This window comes from Sphingomonas ginsengisoli An et al. 2013, assembly GCF_009363895.1.
Classification (GTDB): domain Bacteria; phylum Pseudomonadota; class Alphaproteobacteria; order Sphingomonadales; family Sphingomonadaceae; genus Sphingomicrobium; species Sphingomicrobium ginsengisoli.
Map to the genome: position 1 here is coordinate 1,242,674 of NZ_CP045434.1, position 18,037 is coordinate 1,260,710.

General features: G+C 68.2%; 23 protein-coding genes. 21 read left to right on the top strand and 2 right to left on the bottom strand.

What is annotated here, in order from left to right:
• The 17 genes from GCU42_RS06040 to metK all read left to right on the top strand — a co-directional run bounded on the left by GCU42_RS06040 (position 1) and on the right by metK (position 13,157).
• Entirely contained in the window at positions 1–777 is a 777-nt protein-coding gene (locus tag GCU42_RS06040; protein ID WP_114226697.1) for an enoyl-CoA hydratase, read from the top strand.
• A complete protein-coding gene (locus GCU42_RS06045; protein WP_114226698.1) occupies positions 778–1,026 on the top strand; it encodes a hypothetical protein in 249 nt (82 codons plus the stop codon).
• A gap of 1 nt (position 1,027) precedes the next feature.
• The gene (mmsB, locus tag GCU42_RS06050; RefSeq protein ID WP_114226699.1) at positions 1,028–1,936 is read left to right on the top strand and encodes a 3-hydroxyisobutyrate dehydrogenase; all 909 of its coding nucleotides are present in this window, start codon (positions 1,028–1,030) and stop codon (positions 1,934–1,936) included.
• 27 nt (positions 1,937–1,963) lie between these two features.
• Positions 1,964–2,410 (top strand): c-type cytochrome, encoded by a 447-nt coding sequence (locus GCU42_RS06055; protein ID WP_114226700.1) that lies wholly within the window; start codon positions 1,964–1,966, stop codon positions 2,408–2,410.
• Positions 2,403–3,101, top strand: a complete 699-nt coding sequence (locus GCU42_RS06060; RefSeq protein ID WP_162789151.1) for a cytochrome b/b6 domain-containing protein — start codon at positions 2,403–2,405, stop codon at positions 3,099–3,101. Before GCU42_RS06055 ends, GCU42_RS06060 begins: the two co-directional genes overlap by 8 nt.
• 31 nt (positions 3,102–3,132) lie before the next feature.
• Positions 3,133–3,708, top strand: coding sequence for a NifU family protein (locus tag GCU42_RS06065; RefSeq protein WP_114226702.1), 576 nt, complete (start codon positions 3,133–3,135; stop codon positions 3,706–3,708).
• A 43-nt stretch (positions 3,709–3,751) separates the two neighbouring features.
• Positions 3,752–4,360, top strand: coding sequence for a tRNA (adenosine(37)-N6)-threonylcarbamoyltransferase complex dimerization subunit type 1 TsaB (gene tsaB / locus GCU42_RS06070; RefSeq protein ID WP_114226703.1), 609 nt, complete (start codon positions 3,752–3,754; stop codon positions 4,358–4,360).
• The gene (locus GCU42_RS06075) at positions 4,357–4,833 is read left to right on the top strand and encodes a GNAT family N-acetyltransferase (protein ID WP_114226704.1); all 477 of its coding nucleotides are present in this window, start codon (positions 4,357–4,359) and stop codon (positions 4,831–4,833) included. The genes tsaB and GCU42_RS06075 overlap by 4 nt, the downstream gene beginning before the upstream one ends.
• 119 nt (positions 4,834–4,952) lie before the next feature.
• Entirely contained in the window at positions 4,953–5,378 is a 426-nt protein-coding gene (locus tag GCU42_RS06080) for a Ros/MucR family transcriptional regulator (RefSeq protein ID WP_114226705.1), read from the top strand.
• Positions 5,379–5,461: 83 nt separating this feature from the next.
• Positions 5,462–5,887 (top strand): Fur family transcriptional regulator, encoded by a 426-nt coding sequence (locus GCU42_RS06085; RefSeq protein WP_114226706.1) that lies wholly within the window; start codon positions 5,462–5,464, stop codon positions 5,885–5,887.
• Between the two features lie 40 nt (positions 5,888–5,927).
• Positions 5,928–6,629 carry a lysophospholipid acyltransferase family protein gene (locus tag GCU42_RS06090; protein WP_114226707.1) on the top strand — a complete coding sequence of 234 codons (702 nt, stop codon included), beginning with the start codon at positions 5,928–5,930 and terminating at the stop codon, positions 6,627–6,629.
• Positions 6,630–6,639: 10 nt separating this feature from the next.
• Entirely contained in the window at positions 6,640–7,950 is a 1,311-nt protein-coding gene (gene miaB / locus GCU42_RS06095) for a tRNA (N6-isopentenyl adenosine(37)-C2)-methylthiotransferase MiaB (RefSeq protein ID WP_114226708.1), read from the top strand.
• Entirely contained in the window at positions 7,950–8,954 is a 1,005-nt protein-coding gene (locus tag GCU42_RS06100; protein WP_114226709.1) for a PhoH family protein, read from the top strand. The genes miaB and GCU42_RS06100 overlap by 1 nt, the downstream gene beginning before the upstream one ends.
• Positions 8,951–9,469 carry an rRNA maturation RNase YbeY gene (ybeY, locus tag GCU42_RS06105; protein WP_114226710.1) on the top strand — a complete coding sequence of 173 codons (519 nt, stop codon included), beginning with the start codon at positions 8,951–8,953 and terminating at the stop codon, positions 9,467–9,469. The genes GCU42_RS06100 and ybeY overlap by 4 nt, the downstream gene beginning before the upstream one ends.
• A complete protein-coding gene (locus GCU42_RS06110) occupies positions 9,469–10,347 on the top strand; it encodes a hemolysin family protein (protein WP_114226711.1) in 879 nt (292 codons plus the stop codon). Before ybeY ends, GCU42_RS06110 begins: the two co-directional genes overlap by 1 nt.
• An 8-nt stretch (positions 10,348–10,355) precedes the next feature.
• Complete coding sequence (gene lnt, locus GCU42_RS06115; protein ID WP_114226712.1) at positions 10,356–11,900, top strand: apolipoprotein N-acyltransferase; 1,545 nt, start codon at positions 10,356–10,358, stop codon at positions 11,898–11,900.
• A gap of 48 nt (positions 11,901–11,948) precedes the next feature.
• On the top strand, positions 11,949–13,157 hold the full coding sequence (metK, locus tag GCU42_RS06120; protein WP_114226713.1) for a methionine adenosyltransferase: 1,209 nt from the start codon (positions 11,949–11,951) through the stop codon (positions 13,155–13,157).
• 56 nt (positions 13,158–13,213) lie between these two features.
• Here metK and GCU42_RS06125 read toward each other — a convergent pair whose 3' ends face one another.
• Positions 13,214–13,534 carry a hypothetical protein gene (locus tag GCU42_RS06125; RefSeq protein ID WP_114226714.1) on the bottom strand — a complete coding sequence of 107 codons (321 nt, stop codon included), beginning with the start codon at positions 13,532–13,534 and terminating at the stop codon, positions 13,214–13,216.
• Positions 13,535–13,697: 163 nt separating this feature from the next.
• On the opposite strand from GCU42_RS06125, the gene trmB reads away from it, so the two are divergent.
• Together trmB and GCU42_RS06135 are read left to right on the top strand one after the other, a co-directional pair.
• Positions 13,698–14,402 (top strand): tRNA (guanine(46)-N(7))-methyltransferase TrmB, encoded by a 705-nt coding sequence (gene trmB, locus GCU42_RS06130; RefSeq protein ID WP_114226715.1) that lies wholly within the window; start codon positions 13,698–13,700, stop codon positions 14,400–14,402.
• 98 nt (positions 14,403–14,500) lie between these two features.
• Entirely contained in the window at positions 14,501–15,055 is a 555-nt protein-coding gene (locus tag GCU42_RS06135) for a general stress protein (RefSeq protein WP_114226716.1), read from the top strand.
• Positions 15,056–15,099: 44 nt separating this feature from the next.
• On the opposite strand, the gene GCU42_RS06140 is transcribed toward GCU42_RS06135, so the two are convergent.
• A complete protein-coding gene (locus GCU42_RS06140; RefSeq protein WP_114226717.1) occupies positions 15,100–16,347 on the bottom strand; it encodes a PQQ-dependent sugar dehydrogenase in 1,248 nt (415 codons plus the stop codon).
• 55 nt (positions 16,348–16,402) lie between these two features.
• Between GCU42_RS06140 and GCU42_RS06145 the strand changes: the two genes are divergently transcribed.
• Together GCU42_RS06145 and GCU42_RS06150 are read left to right on the top strand one after the other, a co-directional pair.
• Entirely contained in the window at positions 16,403–17,449 is a 1,047-nt protein-coding gene (locus GCU42_RS06145) for a type III polyketide synthase (protein WP_114226718.1), read from the top strand.
• On the top strand, positions 17,446–17,976 hold the full coding sequence (locus tag GCU42_RS06150; protein WP_114226719.1) for an isoprenylcysteine carboxyl methyltransferase family protein: 531 nt from the start codon (positions 17,446–17,448) through the stop codon (positions 17,974–17,976). The genes GCU42_RS06145 and GCU42_RS06150 overlap by 4 nt, the downstream gene beginning before the upstream one ends.
• Positions 17,977–18,037: the final 61 nt, after the last annotated feature.

Genomic DNA, 18,037 nt, shown 5'->3' on the forward strand with positions numbered 1-18,037 from the left:
ATGGCCGAGTACAGCACCATCCTCGTCGAGCAGCGCGACGCCGTCACGCTCATCACCCTCAACCGGCCGCAAGCGCTTAACGCGCTCAACAGCGAGGTGCTCAAGGACCTGATCGCCGCCTTCGCCGCCTACGACGCGGACGACAGCCAGCGCTGCCTCGTGCTGACCGGCAGCGAAAAGGCGTTCGCGGCGGGCGCCGACATCAAGGAGATGCAGGCCCAAGCCTTCGCCGACATGTATTCGTCGAACTTCTTCGCTGGCTGGGAGCAGGTCACCGCAACCCGCAAGCCATGGATCGCGGCGGTCAACGGCTTTGCGCTAGGCGGCGGGTGCGAAGTGGCGATGATGGCCGACTTCATCATTGCCGGCGACAAGGCGCGCTTCGGCCAGCCCGAGATCAAGCTGGGCGTCACCCCGGGCATGGGCGGATCGCAGCGGCTGACGCTGGCGATCGGCAAGGCCAAGGCGATGGAGATGTGCCTGACCGGGCGGATGATGGGCGCGGAAGAAGCCGAGCGGTCCGGGCTGGTCGCCAAGGTCGTGCCGGCGGAGAGCCTGGTCGAGGAGGCGCTCAAGACCGCCGCCGAGATCGCCGCCATGCCCCCGCTCGCCGCGATCGCGGTCAAGGAAATGGTCAATGGCGCGCTCGAGCAGTCGCTGACCCAGGGGATCCGGTTCGAACGCCGGCTGTTCCACGGGCTGTTCGGGACGCAGGATCAAAAGGAAGGCATGGCTGCCTTCGTCGAGAAGCGTCCGGGGAATTGGACGGGACGGTAAGTGGACGGCGCCGGGCCCTTCATCGTTTCCGCGATGGTGGTGGCCCTCGTAGTGGGACTGGTCGCGGCCATCCTGCGCCGCTGGTGGGTTGCCCTGCTGGTCGGCACGCTCTTCGGTGAGCTGGCGTTTCTGGTCTTCGTGCCAATTTACGTCTGGATGTTCTGGGCGCCGGGGTTCCTGCCTTTCGCGATCATCCCGGCTGGCCTAGGCGTGACGATCGGAGCATTTTTGCGGAAGAGACGGCGGTAACATGGCCAAGGTAGCATTCATCGGTCTGGGCAACATGGGCGGCGGGATGGCCGCGAACCTCGCCAAGGCGGGGCATGAAGTGCGGGCGTTCGACCTCAGCGAAGCCGCGCTGGCCAAGGCCGAGGAGCGCGGCGCGACGCGGGCGGCCGATGCGTCCGCCGCCGTCCAGGATGCCGAGGCGGTGATCACCATGTTGCCCGCCGGCAAGCATGTGGCCGAAGTCTATCGCTCGGCGGTGTTCGGCAAGGCGCCGACGTCTGCCATCCTGCTCGATTGTTCGACCATCGACGTCGATACAGCGCGTACCGTCGAGGAGGAAGCGACCGCCGCCGGCTACACGATGGTCGACGCGCCGGTGTCGGGTGGCATCGCGGCGGCCGAGGGCGGCACGCTGACCTTCATGGTGGGCGGGTCGGATGACGGATTCGAGCGGGCGCGGCCCTATCTCGAGCAAATGGGCAAGGCGGTGATCCACGCCGGCCAGGCGGGTGCGGGCCAGGCGGCGAAGATCTGCAATAACATGCTGCTCGGCGCGACGATGGTGGCGACCTGCGAGACCTTTGCGCTGGCGAAGAAGCTCGGGCTCGACCTTCAGACCTTTTACGACATCTCGTCCAAGGCGTCGGGGCAGAGCTGGTCGATGACGTCCTATTGTCCGGTGCCGGGCGTCGGGCCGGAAACGCCGGCGGACCGCGACTATCAGGGTGGGTTCGCGACCGCGCTCATGCTCAAGGATTTGAAGCTCGCCGCCGAGGCGGCACGCGCGGCGGGTGCCTACACGCCGATGGGCGGCGAGGCGGAGGAACTCTATCAGCGCTTCGCCGATCGCGGCGGCGCGGGGCTCGACTTCAGTGCGATCATCAAGATGATCGACGATAGCTGGACGCCGCCCGCCGACGCGGGCAGGTAAGCGATCCGTACTTTGGGAGGATATTCCATGAAGTTGCTGCTCGGCCTTGCTGCCCTCGCCACGCTGGCCGCCGCCGCCCCGCTGTCCAAGGACAACGCCCTCGCGCTGATGCACGACCGCCATGAGAATATGGGATTGATCGGCAAGTCGATGCGGGCTGCCAAGCAAGGCCTCGATGCCGGCAATGTCGCGCAGGTCCGCACCGCGGCCGCGACGATCGACGCGCTGTCGGCCAAAACCGCGGGAATGTTCCCGGTCGGCACCGGACCCGACGTCGGCAAGACCCACGCCAAGCCCGACATCTGGGCGCACCCGCAGGACTTCGCCGCGGCGATGCGCAATTTCCGCACCGCCGCCGCCGGCTTCAACCGCGCCGCGCAAGGCAGCGACGTCAATGCGATGAAGCTGGCGCATGCCAACCTCGGCAAGACCTGCGGCGCCTGCCACGACCGCTTCCGCGTCAAGGATGACTGAGGCTGACCCCGCCACGCCGGTGGCGGAGGCGACTTTGGCCGCCCCGGTGTGGGACGCCCCCGTGCGGCTGGTCCACTGGAACCTGGTACTGCTGGTCGCCTTCTCCTGGTGGTCGGCGGAGTATCATCACACCGACTGGCATTTGTGGAGCGGCTACGGGGTGCTGTTCCTCGTCAGCTTCCGCTTGCTGTGGGGCGTCTTCGGTAGTTCGACGGCGCGGTTCGCCGGCTTCGTCCGCGGTCCGCGCGGCGTGATCGACTATCTGCGCCGGGCGCATCGCTGGGACCGCATCGGCCACACCCCGCTTGGCGCGCTGAGCGTGGTCGCGCTGCTCGGGCTGATCGCCGCGCAGCTTTATTTCGGGTTGATCACCACCGACGAGGACGGCCTCGTTGCCGGGCCGCTCAATCGGTTGGTCGACTTCGAGACCGGCGAGTTGGCGCGGACCATCCACCACCAATTGTTCAACGTGTTGCTGGGCTTCATCGTCCTCCATATCGGCGCGATCGCTTTCTATCGCGTCGTGAGGGCCAAGGACCTCGTCGGGCCGATGGTGCGCGGGAAAGCGACGGTTCCCGCGGGCACCGCGCCGTTCGTGCCGGCGTCGACCGGCCGGCTCGTCATCGCGCTGCTGCTGGCTGCCGCCTTCACCGCCTGGGTCATCATGGGCGCGCCGCCGTTCAAGCCTTGATCCGTGCTCACCGGCGCGCCACATCGCGCGCATGCTGATCGAGACCGCCCCGACGCCCAACCCGGCGACCAAGAAGTTCCTGCCCGGCGTGCCGGTGATGGAAGCGGGCAGCCGCGATTTCCCCGACGCCGACAGCGCCGGCGCCTCGCCGCTGGCCGAGGCGCTGTTCCGCACCGGCGAAGTCGAGGGCGTCTTCTTCGGCCGCGATTTCGTCTCCGTGACAGCGGTACCTGGCGTCGACTGGGCCGGGCTCGAACTCGACGTGCTGCAGATCCTGCTCGACCATTTTGCGAGTGGCGCGCCGCTGTTCGCCGCGGGCAGCGCGGCGGGCATCCAGGTCGCGCCCGACGAGACGGTGGTCGAGGAAGACCCGGCCGATGCCGACATTGTCGCGCAGATCCACGACCTGCTCGAGACGCGCGTCCGCCCGGCGGTTGCGCAGGACGGCGGCGACATCGTCTATCGCGGCTATCGCTCGGGCACGCTCTACCTCGCGATGCAGGGCGCCTGCGCCGGTTGCCCGTCGTCGGCGGTGACGCTCAAGCGCGGCGTCGAGAACCTCATTCGCCACTACGTCCCCGAAGTGGAGACGGTCGAAGCGGTCTGACGGGGTTGCCCCGAACGACGAACAGTGGCCAAACTGGCCGGCGATGATCCTCGCGCTCGACACGTCCACCGCTGCCTGCACCGCCGCCTTGTTCGATTCTGACGGGGCGTTGCTGGCGCGCGCCGACGAGGTGATCGGGCGCGGTCATGCCGAGCGGCTGGTCCCGATGATCGCGGAGATGCTCGGCGGTCGCGCACCGGAAACGGTGCTGGTCGGCTGCGGGCCAGGCAGCTTCACCGGCCTACGGGTCGCGATCGCCGCCGCGCACGGGCTGGCGATCGGCTGGGACGCGGACCTGCGCGGGTTCAATTCGCTTGCGCTGCTTGCCGCCGGGGCGCCCGGCGCCGGGCGGGTAGTAGCGGCGGTGGCCGGCGGGCATGGCGAGCTGTTCCTGCAGTCGTTTTCTCGCGCTCCATTGGCGGCCGAGGGGCCGCTCCTCAATTTGCGCGCTGAGGACGCGGCGGCCGCGATCGATGCGCCGCTGGTGGTCGGCACGGGCGCGGCGGCGCTGGTCGCGGCGCGCGGGTTCGGCGAGGCCCTCGATTGCCTGCCGGCGGCGGCGGACGCCCTGCTACTACCGACGGCGCTGGCCAACCTTCCGCCGCGGCCGGTCTATGCCCGTGCCCCAGACGCCCGGCCCAAGGCCGCATGAGCGACCGCATCCCAACGTCGATCAGCCTGCGCCCGGCCGGCGGCGGCGAGCTCGACGCGGTGATGCGGATCATGGAAGCGGCGTTCGACTCCAGTTTCGGCGAGGCCTGGACCCGCGCGCAATGCGCCGGGATCTTGCCGATGCACGGAGTGGCGATGACACTGGCGTTGAGCGGCGACACGCCGGTCGGCTTCAGCCTGGTGCGGACGGTCGCCGGCGAATCCGAGTTGCTGTTGCTCGCCGTCCTGCCCGAGTGGCGCGGCCGCGGCGTCGGGACGGCGCTGGTCGACAACTTCATCGCGGACGGTGGCAAGGCCGGGGCGCGCCACCTCCATCTCGAAGTGCGCGACGGTAATAGTGCGCTGGGACTGTACCGCCGCGCCGGGTTCCGGCTGGTTGGGCGCCGCAGCAAATATTACCGCGGTGCTGACGGCCAGCAGTTCGATGCCTTGACCATGGCGATCGAAAACTAGTCTTGACGCCAAGTCTTCATTTGCAAGACTTGATACGCCAAAGAAAAGAAACTAGGTCGCGCCCCACGACGGGATGTATCCGGAAGCGCGAGTTTAACCTCGGTTAGGAATATGAAAAGATGAATGACAATGACGTCGGTCAGGACACGCTGATCACATTGACTGCCGACATCGTCGCGGCGCACGTCAGCAACAATAGCGTCGCGGTCAATGACCTGCCGCAACTCATTCAGAACGTTCACGGTGCCTTGAGCGGTCTTGGTGGCCAGCCCGCGGTGCCCGAAGTCAAGCAGGAGCCCAAGGTTCCGGTCCGCTCCTCGGTCAAGCCCGACTTCATAGTCTGCCTCGAGGACGGCAAGAAGTTGAAGATGCTCAAGCGGCATCTGATGACCCACTATAACATGACTCCGGACCAGTACCGGCAGAAGTGGAACCTGGCTGCCGACTATCCGATGGTTGCGCCTAATTATGCCGAGCAGCGCCGCACGCTCGCCAAGTCGATCGGGCTCGGCACCAAGCGCAAGCGCACCGCCCGCGCCAAGTAATATCGGCGAGGTCGTCGCCCGGCCGCGGGCCGGGTGACGATCTCTCCTAGACCTCGCCGCCCGGGCATCCTACCTTGCGGCCCATGCACCGAATGATCGACATCGAGGCGCTCTGCGCGGAAAAGGGGCTGCGCATCACCGAGCAGCGCCGGACGATCGCGCGCGTTATCTCGGAAGCCGAGGATCATCCCGACGTCGAGACGCTCCACGGCCGGGCCGCGGCGGTCGATTCCAACATCTCCATCGCCACCGTTTACCGTACGGTCCGCTTGTTCGAGGAAGCCGGCATCCTCGAGCGGCACGAGTTCGGCCGCGACGGCCGCGCGCGTTACGAAGCGGTGACCGAGGAACATCACGACCATCTCATCGACGTCGAGAGCGGCAAGGTGATCGAATTCCATGACGAGGAGCTCGAGTTTCACAAGCGCCGGGTCGCCGAGAAGCTCGGCTTCCGCCTGGTCGACCACCGGATGGAGCTCTACGGCGTCCCCCTCGACCGCGACCGCTAGACCAAGCTCGACGCTTCGGGCCGCGGGGAGGCTGGCGGCGATGCTGGGCTGGCTAGGCGTCTGCGTGGTGGCGCATCTGATCGTGCGCTCGTTCGGGCCGTCGCCTTGGCCACGGCGATTGTTGCGCGGGATCTCCCATCTCGCCGGAGCGCGGGTCAGCATCGAAGGCGCGCCGGTCGCGGAGCATAGCCTGCTCATCGCCAACCATGTCAGCTGGCTCGATATCCCGATGCTCGCCGGTGCGACCGGTTGCGCCTTCGTCGCCAAGGACGAGCTCCAGAACCATCGCGTCATGCGCTGGCTGTGCGAGGAGAATGGCACGGTGTTCGTCGACCGTGGCGATCGCAACGGCATCCGCGAGCAGGCGGCGACGATGCGCCGCGCGCTCGAGAAGGGGCGGCCGCTGACCTTGTTTCCCGAAGGCACGGTTGGCGACGGCGGGCGGCTCCTCCCCTTTCGGCCGGCGCTGCTCAGCGCCTTCGCCCCGCCTCCGGCGCATATCCCGCTGCGGGCGGTGGCGATCGACTATCGCGGCGCCGCGCGCGAGTTCGGCTGGCCCGATGGCGAGACGGGGGTGGCCAACTTCCTCCGCCTGCTCGGCCGGCAAGGGACGGTGGAGGTCACGCTCCACCTGCTCGCGCCGCTGCCGCCGAGCGCCGACCGCAAGGAGCTCGCCCGCGCCGCGCACGATGCGATCGCCGCGACGCTGGCTCCTAGCGGCATCGCTCCGGCTGCCGTATAGGCGGGCTCGAATGACCTCTCCCAAGACCTTCCGAATCAAGTCCTTCGGCTGCCAAATGAACGTCTATGACGGCGAGCGCATGGCCGAGTTGCTGAGCGACCGCGGGATGACCGCCGCTGCAGGCGAGGATGCCGATCTCGTCGTCCTCAACACCTGCCACATCCGCGAGAAGGCTGCCGACAAGGCCTATAGCGACGTCGGGCGGCTAGTCCGCGAGGACGGCAGCAAGCCGCTGATCGCGCTGACCGGCTGCGTAGCCCAGGCCGAGGGCGCCGAAGCGCAGCGGCGCTCGAAGCTGATCGACCTGGTGGTCGGACCGCAGGCCTACCACCGCCTGCCCGAGATGGTCGCCGAGGCCGCCGCGGGCCGCCGCAGTGTCGACACCGACATGCCCGCGATCAGCAAGTTCGACGCATTGCCGCGCCGTAAGCGCTCGGGTCCGTCGGCGTTTCTCTCGGTTCAGGAAGGGTGCGACAAATTCTGCACTTACTGCGTGGTGCCCTATACCCGCGGGGCTGAGATTAGCCGGCCGTTCGGCGACATTGTCACCGAGGCCGAGGACCTGGTCGCCGGCGGCGCGCGCGAAATCACCTTGCTCGGCCAGAACGTCAACGCCTGGGCGAGCGACGGGCATGACCTGGCGAGCCTGATCCGCCGCCTGGCGACCTTCGCGGGGCTGGAGCGGATCCGCTACACCACCAGCCATCCGGTCAACATGGGCGAGGCGCTGATCCAGGCGCATGCCGATGTGCCCAAGCTGATGCCCTATCTCCATTTGCCGGTGCAGTCGGGCAGCGATCCCATCCTCAAGGCGATGAACCGCAGCCATTCGGTCGACAGCTATCTGGCGACGATCGCGCAGGTGCGCGCGGCGCGGCCGGACATCGCCATCTCGGGCGACTTCATCGTCGGCTTCCCCGGCGAGACCGACGAGGATTTCGAAGCAACGCTGCGGATCGTCGACGAGGTGCGTTACGCCGCGGCGTTCAGTTTCAAATACAGTCCGCGCCCGGGCACCCCGGCCGCAACCATGGAGAATCAGATCCCCCAGGGCATCATGGACGAGCGGCTTCAGCGGCTGCAGGCGCGGCTGGCCGAGCATAGCACTGACTTTAACCAGGCCTGCGTCGGTGCGACCGTGCCGGTGCTGATCGACCGGGTGGGGCGCAAGCCGGGGCAGATGATCGGCAAGTCGCCCTGGCTTCAGTCGGTGTTCCTCGAGACCAGCGCCGGGATCGGCGAGATGGTCGAGGCGCGGCTGACTCATGCGCTGCCGAACAGCCTCGGCGGCGAGCTGGTCCGCGTGGCGGAGGCCGCCTGATGGCCCGCAAGCCCGACCTCGCCGCAATTCCCGACCGTTCGCGTCTCGAGCTCGAATTCGACCAGCCTTACCTGCTCGGTCCCCTGTTCGGCGAATATGACCGCCACCTAGTCGCGATCGAGGACCGGCTCCACGTCAACATCGCTGCGCGCGGTACCAAGGTGCAGATTGAGGGCGAGCCCGACGATGCGGCGCGCGCCCGCGACGTCCTGGTCGGGCTCTACAACCGTCTCGACCAGGGCCAGGAAGTCGACATGGCGGCGGTCGAGAGCGTGATCGGCATGGCCGCGCGCCAGCCGAGCCTCGACGGGATCGTCGACGACCGCAGCGAGGTCGCCGCGGCGCCGCGGGCGATGATCCGCACCCGCAAAAAGACGATCGTTCCACGCTCGACGGTGCAGACCGCCTACATGGAGGCGCTGGCGCGCGAGGACATGATCTTTGCGCTCGGGCCGGCGGGCACCGGCAAGACCTATCTCGCGGTGGCGCAGGCCGTTGCCATGTTGATAGGCGGGCAGGTCGACCGGCTGATCCTGTCGCGCCCCGCGGTCGAGGCGGGCGAGCGGCTGGGCTTCCTTCCCGGCGACATGAAGGAGAAGGTCGATCCTTATCTCCGCCCCTTGTACGACGCGCTCTACGACATGCTCCCCAACGAGCAGGTCGAGCGGCGGCTGACCAGCGGCGAGATCGAGATCGCGCCGATCGCCTTCATGCGCGGGCGCACGCTCAACGACGCCTTCATCATCCTCGACGAGGCGCAGAATACCACGCCGCAGCAGATGAAGATGTTCCTCACCCGCTTCGGCATGCGCAGCCGGATGGTGATCTGCGGCGATCCCAACCAGACAGACCTGCCGCGCGGGGTCGAAAGCGGCCTCAACGACGCGGTCGGCAAGCTCGAGGGGATTCCCAAGATCTCGATGGTCCGCTTCAGTGCCGCCGACGTCGTCCGCCACCCGCTGGTCGGGCGGATCGTCGAAGCTTACGAGGGGCCTGGGCGATGAGCCTCGAAATTGCCCTCGAAGCCGACGCGGAGTGGGACAGTAGCGAGGGTCCGGACTGGGCCGAACTGGCCCAGGCCGCGGCCCGCGCCGCCATTGCCGAGAGCCGCTATCCGACGCTCGCCGACCTCGACCGCGCGGTGGAGTTGTCGGTCCAATTGACCGGTGACGACCAAGTCCGTGCGCTCAACGCCGAATGGCGCGGCAAGGATAAGCCGACCAACGTTCTCTCCTTCCCGCTCGCCGAGGCCGACGAGCTGACCGACGTCGGCGCGGACGGGCCCGAACTGCTGCTCGGCGACATCGTGCTGGCGCGCGGCGTGTGCGCCGCCGAGGCGCACGACAAGGCGATACCCCTCGCCCACCATGCCGCGCACCTGATGGTCCACGGCACGCTGCACCTGCTCGGCTACGACCATCACGAGGACGGCGAGGCCGAGGACATGGAAGCGCGCGAGACGCGGGCGCTGGCGCGCCTCGGCATCGCCAATCCCTATCCTGTCGAGGAAGCTGCCTGATGGCGACGTCACCCGACAGCGGATCGCGGCTATGGCGCGGGATGCGCCACCTGTTCTTCGGCGGCGACTCCGACCATTCGCTGCGCGACCAGATCGAGGAAGTCATCGACGAGGCCGAGGAGCATCGCGGCGGCGAGAGCAGCGACCTGTCCCCGCTCGAGCGACAGATGCTGCGCAACCTCCTCCACTTCGGCGACCGCACCGCGGGCGATATCTGCGTTACCCGCGGCGAGATCATCTCCGCGCCGAGCAGCAGCTCGATGGCCGAACTCGCCAAGATCTTCGCCGAGGCCGGGCACAGCCGGTTGCCGCTGACCGGCGAAAGCCTCGATGAAGTGGTTGGAATGGTCCACATCAAGGACGTCTTCAACGCCTACTTCGACGCGACCGAGCGCAAGAGCGTTGCCGAGATCATCCGCGAGCCCCTGTTCGTGCCCGAGAGCATGGGGGTGATCGACCTGCTCGCGCGGATGCGCGCGCAGCGGGTCCATCTCGCGCTGGTCGTTGATGAGTTCGGCGGGACCGAGGGCCTTGTGACCATCGAGGACGTGGTCGAGGAAATCGTCGGGGACATCGCCGACGAACATGACGAGGAAGTCCAGCCGCTGCTGGCCAAGCTCGACGACGGGCTGTGGGAGGCGGACGCGCGTTGCGAACTCGATGAACTCGCGCAAGCGGTCGACAAGAGACTGGTGGCCGAGGACGACGAGGTCGACACGCTCGGTGGTCTCGCCTTCATGCTCGCCGGCCGGATCCTCGCGCCGGGCGAAAGCGTCGCGCATCCAAGCGGCTGGCGGCTCGAAAGCGTCGCCGCCGACGATCGCAAGATGCACCGACTGCGGTTGCACGCGCCCGATCCCGCGGCGGCGGACGCCTGATCAGCACGATGACGCCCAGGACCGCGCGCCTGCTGCCGCTGGCGGCGCTGCTGCTCGGGCTCGGCTCGGCCTTCGCCTTCCAGCCGGTCGGCTGGTGGCCGCTGATGCCGCTCGCCTTCGCCGGGCTGTGCGAAGTGCTGCGGCGGACGGGTGGCTTGTGGCGGGTGTTGCTGACTGGTTGGCTGTTCGGAGTCGGCCAGTTCGTCATCGGCCTCAACTGGATCGCGACCGCCTTCACCTTTCAGGCGGCGATGCCGGCCTGGTACGGGTGGATCGCGGTGGTGCTGCTGAGCCTATACCTTGCGGTCTACCCGGCGCTGGCAGCGGGGCTGGCATGGCGGTTCGGACAGCGCAACCCGCTCGCGCTGGTGCTCGCCCTGGCGGGCGCGTGGGCGCTCACCGAATGGCTCCGCGCGACCATGTTCACCGGCTTTGCCTGGAATCCGGTTGGCGTAACGCTGGTCGATACGTGGTGGCGGGGCGCGGCGGCCGTGATTGGCACCTACGGGCTGTCAGCGTTGACGGTTATCCTTGGCGGCACCTTAGGGCTGGCGATTGGGAGCGCCAAGCGGACCGCCGCATGGAGTGCACTGCTGCTGCTTCTGATTGGTGTCGGCGGGTGGCTTAGCCAATCCCACGTCGGCGCCGGCACCCGCCCCATCCGCATCGTCCAGCCCAACATCGGGCAGGAACAGAAGTGGCGGCCGGGCCTCGACCGGGAGGCATTCGCCAGGCTCGGCCGGCTGTCGTGGGGCGGCGAGGGTCCGCCGCGGCTGCTGCTGTGGCCCGAGGTCGCGGTGCCGGTGCCGTTCCAGGCGATCGAGCCCGGCTCGGGCAGACCTCCGATCACCCTCCCCGCAGTGGCGCAGGCGGCGGCCTATCTCCGTCCCGGCGACCTGCTGGTGACCGGCGCGCCGGGTCTCGTCGCCAATGCTCGCGGCGAAATCGTCGGCGAGACCAATAGCGTCATGCCGATCACCCCGATGGGGCAGATCCTCGGCCGCTACGACAAGGCTCATCTGGTCCCCTATGGCGAATATCTGCCGATGCGGCCGCTCTTGAGCGCCATCGGCCTGTCGCAACTCGCGCCGGGAATCGGCGACACCCAGCCGGGGCCGGGACCGCGCACGCTCGACCTGCCCGGCTTCGGGCGGATGGGCGTGCAAGTCTGCTACGAGATCATCTTCTCGGGTCAGGTTGTCGACGAGGCGAACCGGCCCGATTTCCTGTTCAATCCGTCGAACGACGCCTGGTTCGGCCGCTGGGGACCGCCGCAGCATCTTGCTCAGGCCCGCTTGCGCGCGGCCGAGGAAGGCATCCCGATCATCCGCTCGACGCCGACCGGAATCAGTGCGCTGGTGGACGCCGACGGACGGCTTCTTCGCTCTTTGCCGTGGCGAACGGCCGGGCGGATCGACGCGGCCCTGCCCCCGGTGCTGCCGCCGACACTTTTTTCCCGGACCGGCAACATCCTGCCGCTGGGCCTCGCCTTCCTGCTGCTGATGATCGCGGTTGGCATCGACGGATCACGCCGCTACAGGCGCGTCATATAAAGCTTTCCTTATATCTCGTTGTCGCTCCGCCAGAGCCCCTGGAGAACCATGCGCCAGTCTTACCTGTTCACCTCCGAATCCGTGTCCGAGGGCCATCCCGACAAGGTCGCCGATCAGATCAGCGACTCCATCGTCGACCTGTTCCTGTCCAAGGATCCCGAGGCGCGTATCGCGTGCGAGACGCTGACCACCACTCAGCGCGTCGTCCTTGCGGGTGAGATCCGCTGCAAGGGCGTGTACGAGAACGACCAGTGGGCCGACGGAGCGCTCGCAGAGATCGAGGCGACCGCACGGGCGACGGTGAAGAGGATCGGCTACGAGCAGGCCGGTTTCCACTGGAACGAGTTCGTCTTCGAGAACAACCTACACGGCCAGTCGGCGCACATCGCGCAGGGCGTCGACGCCAGCGGCAACAAGGACGAGGGCGCGGGCGACCAGGGCATCATGTTCGGTTTCGCCTGCGACGAGACCCCCGACCTGATGCCGGCGACGCTCTATTACAGCCACAAGATCCTCGCTGCGATGGCGGCCGACCGCCATTCGGGCGCGGCGCCGTTCCTCGAGCCCGACGCCAAGAGCCAGGTCACGTTGCGCTTCGAGGGGGGCAAGCCGGTCGCGGCGACCGCGATCGTGGTCTCGACCCAGCACGCCAAGGGCTATGACGAAGGCGACAAGGAAGCCGAGCTCCACGCTTACGTGAAGCGCGTCGTCGCTGACGTGATTCCGGCCGCGCTGCTGAGTGACGAGACCGTCTATCACATCAACCCGACCGGCAGCTTCGAGATCGGCGGCCCGGACGGCGACGCTGGGCTGACCGGGCGCAAGATCATCGTCGACACCTATGGCGGCGCGGCCCCGCACGGCGGCGGCGCGTTCAGCGGCAAGGACCCGACCAAGGTCGACCGCTCGGCGGCCTATGCCGCGCGCTATCTTGCCAAGAACATCGTCGCGGCGGGCCTCGCCACCCGCTGCACCATTCAGCTCGCCTACGCGATCGGCGTCTCGGCGCCGCTGTCGCTCTATGTCGACACGCACGGCACGGGGACGGTCGGCGACGACCAGCTCGAGGCGGCGATCGGCAAGATCGAGCGGCTGGGCGGGCTGACCCCGCGCGGCATCCGTACCCACCTCGGCCTCAACAAGCCAATCTACGCCCCGACCGCCGCCTACGGGCACTTCGGGCGCAAGGCCGAGGGCGACCACTTCCCGTGGGAACGCACCGACCTCGCCGACGAGCTCAAGTCGGCGCTTAACTGACAAAGAGAAAGGGCGGAGCCGCGAGGCCCCGCCCTTCTTAGTTTTACGGCGCCTGCTTAGTAGCGGGTGCGGCCGTTGTGCTTGGTCACATAGACCCGGCGCGACAGTGCGTCATAGCGACGCTGGAGATCGCCGACCTCGGCACGCGAATAGCCGTTGCGGCTGTAGCGACCGTCGAGCCGGGCGAGCGCCGTGAAGTCGCTGCGCAAGCGGCTGGCCTCGGCGCGGGTGAGCGCACCGTTGCGGACGCCCTGCTCGATCCGGTTGTAGAGGTTCGCCTGGCGCTGCTGGATCGGAGTCCAGGCCTGCGCCGAGGCTGGCGCGGCGACACCGGCGATCCCGGCGACGGCACTGAGGGCGATAAGGGTGGTACGCATGACGATACTCCTTCGATGTGGTCGTCGTAATGACAGGGCAACGCGCCGAATTCGGTTCGTTTCCGCCGTTCATCTGACGTAGTTTGGCAGTCATCCGGGGTTCACCGGGGGGCCGCCTTTTGGCCTTGTCCGCGGCCGCCCGACGCTCTAGCCGCCCTCTCCCATGAGCGCGTTCAAGCCCGGCGATCCGACCACCATCAACCGGCTCTACGGGCGCTCGAGCGGGCACAAGCTGCGGCTGGGTCAGCAAGCACTGGTCGAGACGCTGCTGCCGCAGATCGCGGTGCCGGCCGAGGGTGAGGTGACCGCGCGCGCACTGTTCGGCGACGACCGCCCGCTCCATTTCGAGATCGGCTTCGGCTCGGGCGAGCATCTCGCCCACCGCGCCGACCTGTTGCCCGACCACGGCTTCATCGGGGCCGAGCCGTTCCTCAACGGGGTCGCCACCGCGCTCGGCCATGTCCGCGACGGTCCGCTCGCCAATGTCCGGCTGCACATGGGCGACGCGCTAGAGGTGCTGGCGCGGGTGCCCGAGGGAGCGCTGACCATGCTCTATCTGCTTCATCCCGACCCGTGGCCCAAGGCGCGCCATGCCAAGCGAAGGATGGTCAACGACGGGCCACTCGACCTCATCGCTGCCAAGGTGAAGCCGGGCGGAGAGTTCCGGATTGCGACCGACCATCCGGTCTATCTCGAGTGGACGTTGATGGTGATGCAACGGCCGGCGCACCTCGCGCAGTTCGAGTGGCTGGCGGAAACTCCGGACGACTTCCTCGAGCCCGTCGGCGGCTGGATCCAGACCCGCTACGGCGCCAAGAGCCGCCGCGAGGGCCGTCGGCCTTATTATCTCCGCTATCGCCGTCGCTGACCTGCGCGCGGACCATTTGGTCGCAAGTTCACGGAACGAACCGGTCCCGCCCATCGCTCTGTCACCGCGGCAACTTCGCCGCCGAGGGAGTATTCTCGATGCAGGGTCACATCATCTCAGCCGTCTTTGACAGCCGCAGCGACGCCGAGCGCGCCATTTCCGATCTCCGCTCCGCGGGAGTGGACGACAGCGCCATTTCGATCGTCGGCAAGCATGACGACGACACCGTCACCACGACCGACGCGACCGGTGATACCGTCCGCACCGACGACGAGCCGACCAGCTTCATCGCCAAGGCTGCGGCCGGTTCGGGCATCGGCGCGCTGCTCGGCGTCGCCGCGCTCGCCATCCCGGGCGTTGGGCCCCTCGCCGCGGCCGGCGCGATCGCTGCCACGGCAATCCCCGGCGCGGCGCTTGCCGGCACGGCGGTCGGCGCGGCCGCGGGCGGCATCACCGACCTGCTGACCAGTCACGGCGTCAGCAATGAGGACGCCGCTTATTATGGCGATCGCATCGGTCAGGGCGGCACCTTCGTCTCGGTCGACGCCAGCCGCTCGGACGTCTCGGCTGACCAGCTCCAGCAATTGCTGCGTCAGGCCGGCGGTCACGATTCGAGCAGCGCCCGCACGGGCACCACAACCACTTCCTACTAGGACGTCGGCGAGCGGTCCGGGTGGAATGCCCGGACCGCCTTGCCTCATTTGATGGGGATCAGCCGCAACAGGCGGCCATTGGCCCCATCCTCGAGCAGATAGACTTCACCGCCCGGGCCCTGCTCGACCTCGCGGATTCGCGCGCCCATGTCCCACTGATCGGCCTTCTGCGCCTTGTCGCCGCTGAGGTGGACGTGGATCAGTGCCTGACCCGACAGCGCGCCGAGCAATAGGTCGCCGCGCCACTGCGGGAATAGCGCACCCGAATAGACGATCAGCCCCGCGGGCGAGATCGAGGGATTCCAGAAGACCTTGGGCGGCTCGAAGCCGTCACCGGGCTGGTGATCGGGAATGTCGAGGCCATCGTAATTGGTGCCGTTCGACACCCGCGGCCAGCCGTAGTTCTTGCCGGCGACGATCAGGTTGACCTCGTCGCCGCCGCGCGGTCCCATTTCGATTTCCCACAAGCGTCCGTCGGGAGCGAAGGCGAGCCCGAGCGGATTGCGGTGGCCGGTCGACCAGGTCTCGGCCGGGGTGCGGTTCGGGCCCGGCCAGCTGACCGAGCGCGTGGGTGCGCTGGCGGCCGCACCGGTGTCCTCGGGCGGATCGGTGATCCGCACGGTCGCCGCGCCGACCTTGCCCGCCAGCGGATTTCCTGCGGCGGGCTGGCCGTCGAGGGTCAGGTGGAGGATCTTGCCGAGCGGCTGGCTGGGGTCCTGCGCCGGGGTGAAGCGCTGCCGCTCGCCCGAGGAGAGGAAGAGCGACTTGCCGTCGGGGGCGAAAGCGATCCGTGCCCCGAATTGCCCGCCCTTGCCGCCGGCCGGATCGCGCCACACCACCTTGAGGCCGTCGAGCCGGTCGCCGCTTTGGGTGACCAGCGTCGCCCGGGCGAGCGCCAATCCGCTGCCGCCATTCGCCGACGGTTCGGCATAGGTCAGATAGACCGCGCGGCTCTCCGAAAAGTCGGGCGCGGCGACCACGTCGAGCAGCCCGCCCTGCCCTTGCGCCACCACCCTGGGAACGCCCGCCACCGCCTGCTTGGCGCCGGTGCCGGCGTCGACCAGCCACACCGCCCCCTTCTTTTCGGTCACCAGCACCTGATTTCCGCGACCAGGCAGGAAGGTCATTGCCCACGGGCCCGAGAAAGTGGCGACCGGCTGCACCGTGAATGGGCGGGCGGCGCCACTTCCGTTCATCTGACCGCGACTTTGTGCCGTATCTGCCGGAGCGGGCCCGGAACAGGCACCGATCAGCGCCACAAGAGTTGCCACTGGTAATGAGAAGTTTCGCATTGCACACCTATGTCATTGCCGACCCGCCGGCACTGTCCGGTAGAAAGGTCCGCGCTTGCCGTCTGTTCCCCTCCTGAGCCTCGCCACCGCGGTTCCGCCCTTTTCGATCAGCCAGGACGCCGCCAAGGCGCTCGGCCGCGAATTGTTCGCCGGTCGCAAGGCGCTCTACGACCGCCTGCAGGGCGTGTTCGACAATGCCGGCATCGCTCAGCGCAACCTGGTCGCCCCGCCGGACTGGTACGCCGGCAACCACGGGTGGGAGGAACGCAACCGCGTCTATCTCGAGGCGGCCGAAGCGCTGTTCCTCGAGTCGGCGCGAAAGGCGATCGCCGACGCGGGACTGGCGCCGGGCGACATCGACGGGGTCGTGACCGTCTCGACCACCGGGATCGCAACGCCCAGCCTCGAGGCACGGGTCGGGCCAACGTTCGGGCTGCGCCCCGACGTGCGGCGGGTGCCGATCTTCGGCCTGGGCTGCGCCGGAGGGGTGTCGGGGCTGGCCACCGCCGCGCGGCTGGCGAGCGCCGAGCCGGGCAGCCGCTGGCTGTTCGTCACGGTGGAGACCTGCTCCATCTCGATCCGCCTCGACACCGACGATCCCGCGGCGCTGGTTGCGACCGCCCTGTTCGGCGACGGCGCCGCCGCCTGCGTGGTTGGCGGCAACGGCCCGGGCATCGCGAGCATTCGCGACAGCGCCGAGCAATTGTGGCCCGACACGCTCAAGATCATGGGCTGGCGGGTCGAGGACCCCGGCCTCGCGGTGGTGTTCGACCGCGCGATCCCGCCGTTCGTCACCGACAATCTGGCGCCCGCCATTCACACCATGGTCGACCGGTTCGGCCTCCGGTGGAGCGATATCGGGCGGCTCTGCTCGCACCCGGGCGGGGCCAAGGTCGTCGACGCGATCGAGCAGGCGCTGGAGCTCGAGCCCGGAAGCCTGGATCTCGAGCGCGCGGTGCTGCGCGACCACGGCAACATGAGCGCGCCGACGGTCCTGTTCGTGCTTCAGCGGCTGCTTGCACGTGGCCTGCCCGACAACACGCTGCTGACCGCCTTCGGGCCCGGCTTCACCTGCGCCGGCCTGCTGCTGGAGCGCGCATGAGCGAATGGCAGGAACTGTGGTCGAGCGGGGTGCCGCTATGGCCGGGTATCGCGATCATGGCGTTCGTCACTTTCCAGCGTCTGGCCGAGCTGGTGCTGGCGCGGCAGAATACCGCGCGTCTGCTCGCGCATGGCGCGAAGGAGTTCGCGCCGGGCCATTATCGACTGATCGTCGCGGTCCACACATTGTGGCTGGCGGCGCTGTGGTGGCTCGGCCCGGGCCGGCCGATCCACTGGCTGCTGTTCGCGCTGTTCATGGCTCTACAGCTGGGGCGGGTGTGGGTGCTGCGGACGCTCGGGCCGCGCTGGACCACGCGGATCATCGTCCTGCCGGGCGCGCCGCTGGTCGCGGGCGGTCCGTTCCGCTTCGTCAGCCATCCCAATTACCTGGTGGTGATCGGCGAGATCGCGGTGCTCCCGCTGGTGTTCGGGCTGCCGCTGGTCGGGCTGATCTTCACCCTGCTCAACGCGGCGGTCCTTACGATCCGCATCCGGGCCGAGAATCGCGCGCTTTCGCAGGTTGCTTGACCAGCGGCCCTCGCCTATATGGCTGCTTCCTCCTCACATCGTTGATGCTGGCGAGGCCGCC

Excerpts from the sequence above, each read along its gene's own strand:
- GCU42_RS06150 (WP_114226719.1), top strand. The coding sequence starts at position 17,446 with ATGAGCGAATGGCAGGAACTGTGGTCGAGCGGGGTGCCGCTATGGCCG.
- GCU42_RS06065 (WP_114226702.1), top strand. The coding sequence starts at position 3,133 with ATGCTGATCGAGACCGCCCCGACGCCCAACCCGGCGACCAAGAAGTTC.
- mmsB (WP_114226699.1), top strand. The coding sequence starts at position 1,028 with ATGGCCAAGGTAGCATTCATCGGTCTGGGCAACATGGGCGGCGGGATG.
- GCU42_RS06075 (WP_114226704.1), top strand. The coding sequence starts at position 4,357 with ATGAGCGACCGCATCCCAACGTCGATCAGCCTGCGCCCGGCCGGCGGC.
- GCU42_RS06140 (WP_114226717.1), bottom strand. The coding sequence starts at position 16,347 with ATGCGAAACTTCTCATTACCAGTGGCAACTCTTGTGGCGCTGATCGGT.
- GCU42_RS06110 (WP_114226711.1), top strand. The coding sequence starts at position 9,469 with ATGGCGACGTCACCCGACAGCGGATCGCGGCTATGGCGCGGGATGCGC.
- GCU42_RS06090 (WP_114226707.1), top strand. The coding sequence starts at position 5,928 with ATGCTGGGCTGGCTAGGCGTCTGCGTGGTGGCGCATCTGATCGTGCGC.
- GCU42_RS06125 (WP_114226714.1), bottom strand. The coding sequence starts at position 13,534 with ATGCGTACCACCCTTATCGCCCTCAGTGCCGTCGCCGGGATCGCCGGT.
- GCU42_RS06100 (WP_114226709.1), top strand. The coding sequence starts at position 7,950 with ATGGCCCGCAAGCCCGACCTCGCCGCAATTCCCGACCGTTCGCGTCTC.
- ybeY (WP_114226710.1), top strand. The coding sequence starts at position 8,951 with ATGAGCCTCGAAATTGCCCTCGAAGCCGACGCGGAGTGGGACAGTAGC.
- metK (WP_114226713.1), top strand. The coding sequence starts at position 11,949 with ATGCGCCAGTCTTACCTGTTCACCTCCGAATCCGTGTCCGAGGGCCAT.
- trmB (WP_114226715.1), top strand. The coding sequence starts at position 13,698 with ATGAGCGCGTTCAAGCCCGGCGATCCGACCACCATCAACCGGCTCTAC.
- miaB (WP_114226708.1), top strand. The coding sequence starts at position 6,640 with ATGACCTCTCCCAAGACCTTCCGAATCAAGTCCTTCGGCTGCCAAATG.
- GCU42_RS06135 (WP_114226716.1), top strand. The coding sequence starts at position 14,501 with ATGCAGGGTCACATCATCTCAGCCGTCTTTGACAGCCGCAGCGACGCC.
- tsaB (WP_114226703.1), top strand. The coding sequence starts at position 3,752 with ATGATCCTCGCGCTCGACACGTCCACCGCTGCCTGCACCGCCGCCTTG.
- GCU42_RS06040 (WP_114226697.1), top strand. The coding sequence starts at position 1 with ATGGCCGAGTACAGCACCATCCTCGTCGAGCAGCGCGACGCCGTCACG.
- GCU42_RS06055 (WP_114226700.1), top strand. The coding sequence starts at position 1,964 with ATGAAGTTGCTGCTCGGCCTTGCTGCCCTCGCCACGCTGGCCGCCGCC.
- GCU42_RS06085 (WP_114226706.1), top strand. The coding sequence starts at position 5,462 with ATGCACCGAATGATCGACATCGAGGCGCTCTGCGCGGAAAAGGGGCTG.
- GCU42_RS06080 (WP_114226705.1), top strand. The coding sequence starts at position 4,953 with ATGAATGACAATGACGTCGGTCAGGACACGCTGATCACATTGACTGCC.
- GCU42_RS06060 (WP_162789151.1), top strand. The coding sequence starts at position 2,403 with ATGACTGAGGCTGACCCCGCCACGCCGGTGGCGGAGGCGACTTTGGCC.
- lnt (WP_114226712.1), top strand. The coding sequence starts at position 10,356 with ATGACGCCCAGGACCGCGCGCCTGCTGCCGCTGGCGGCGCTGCTGCTC.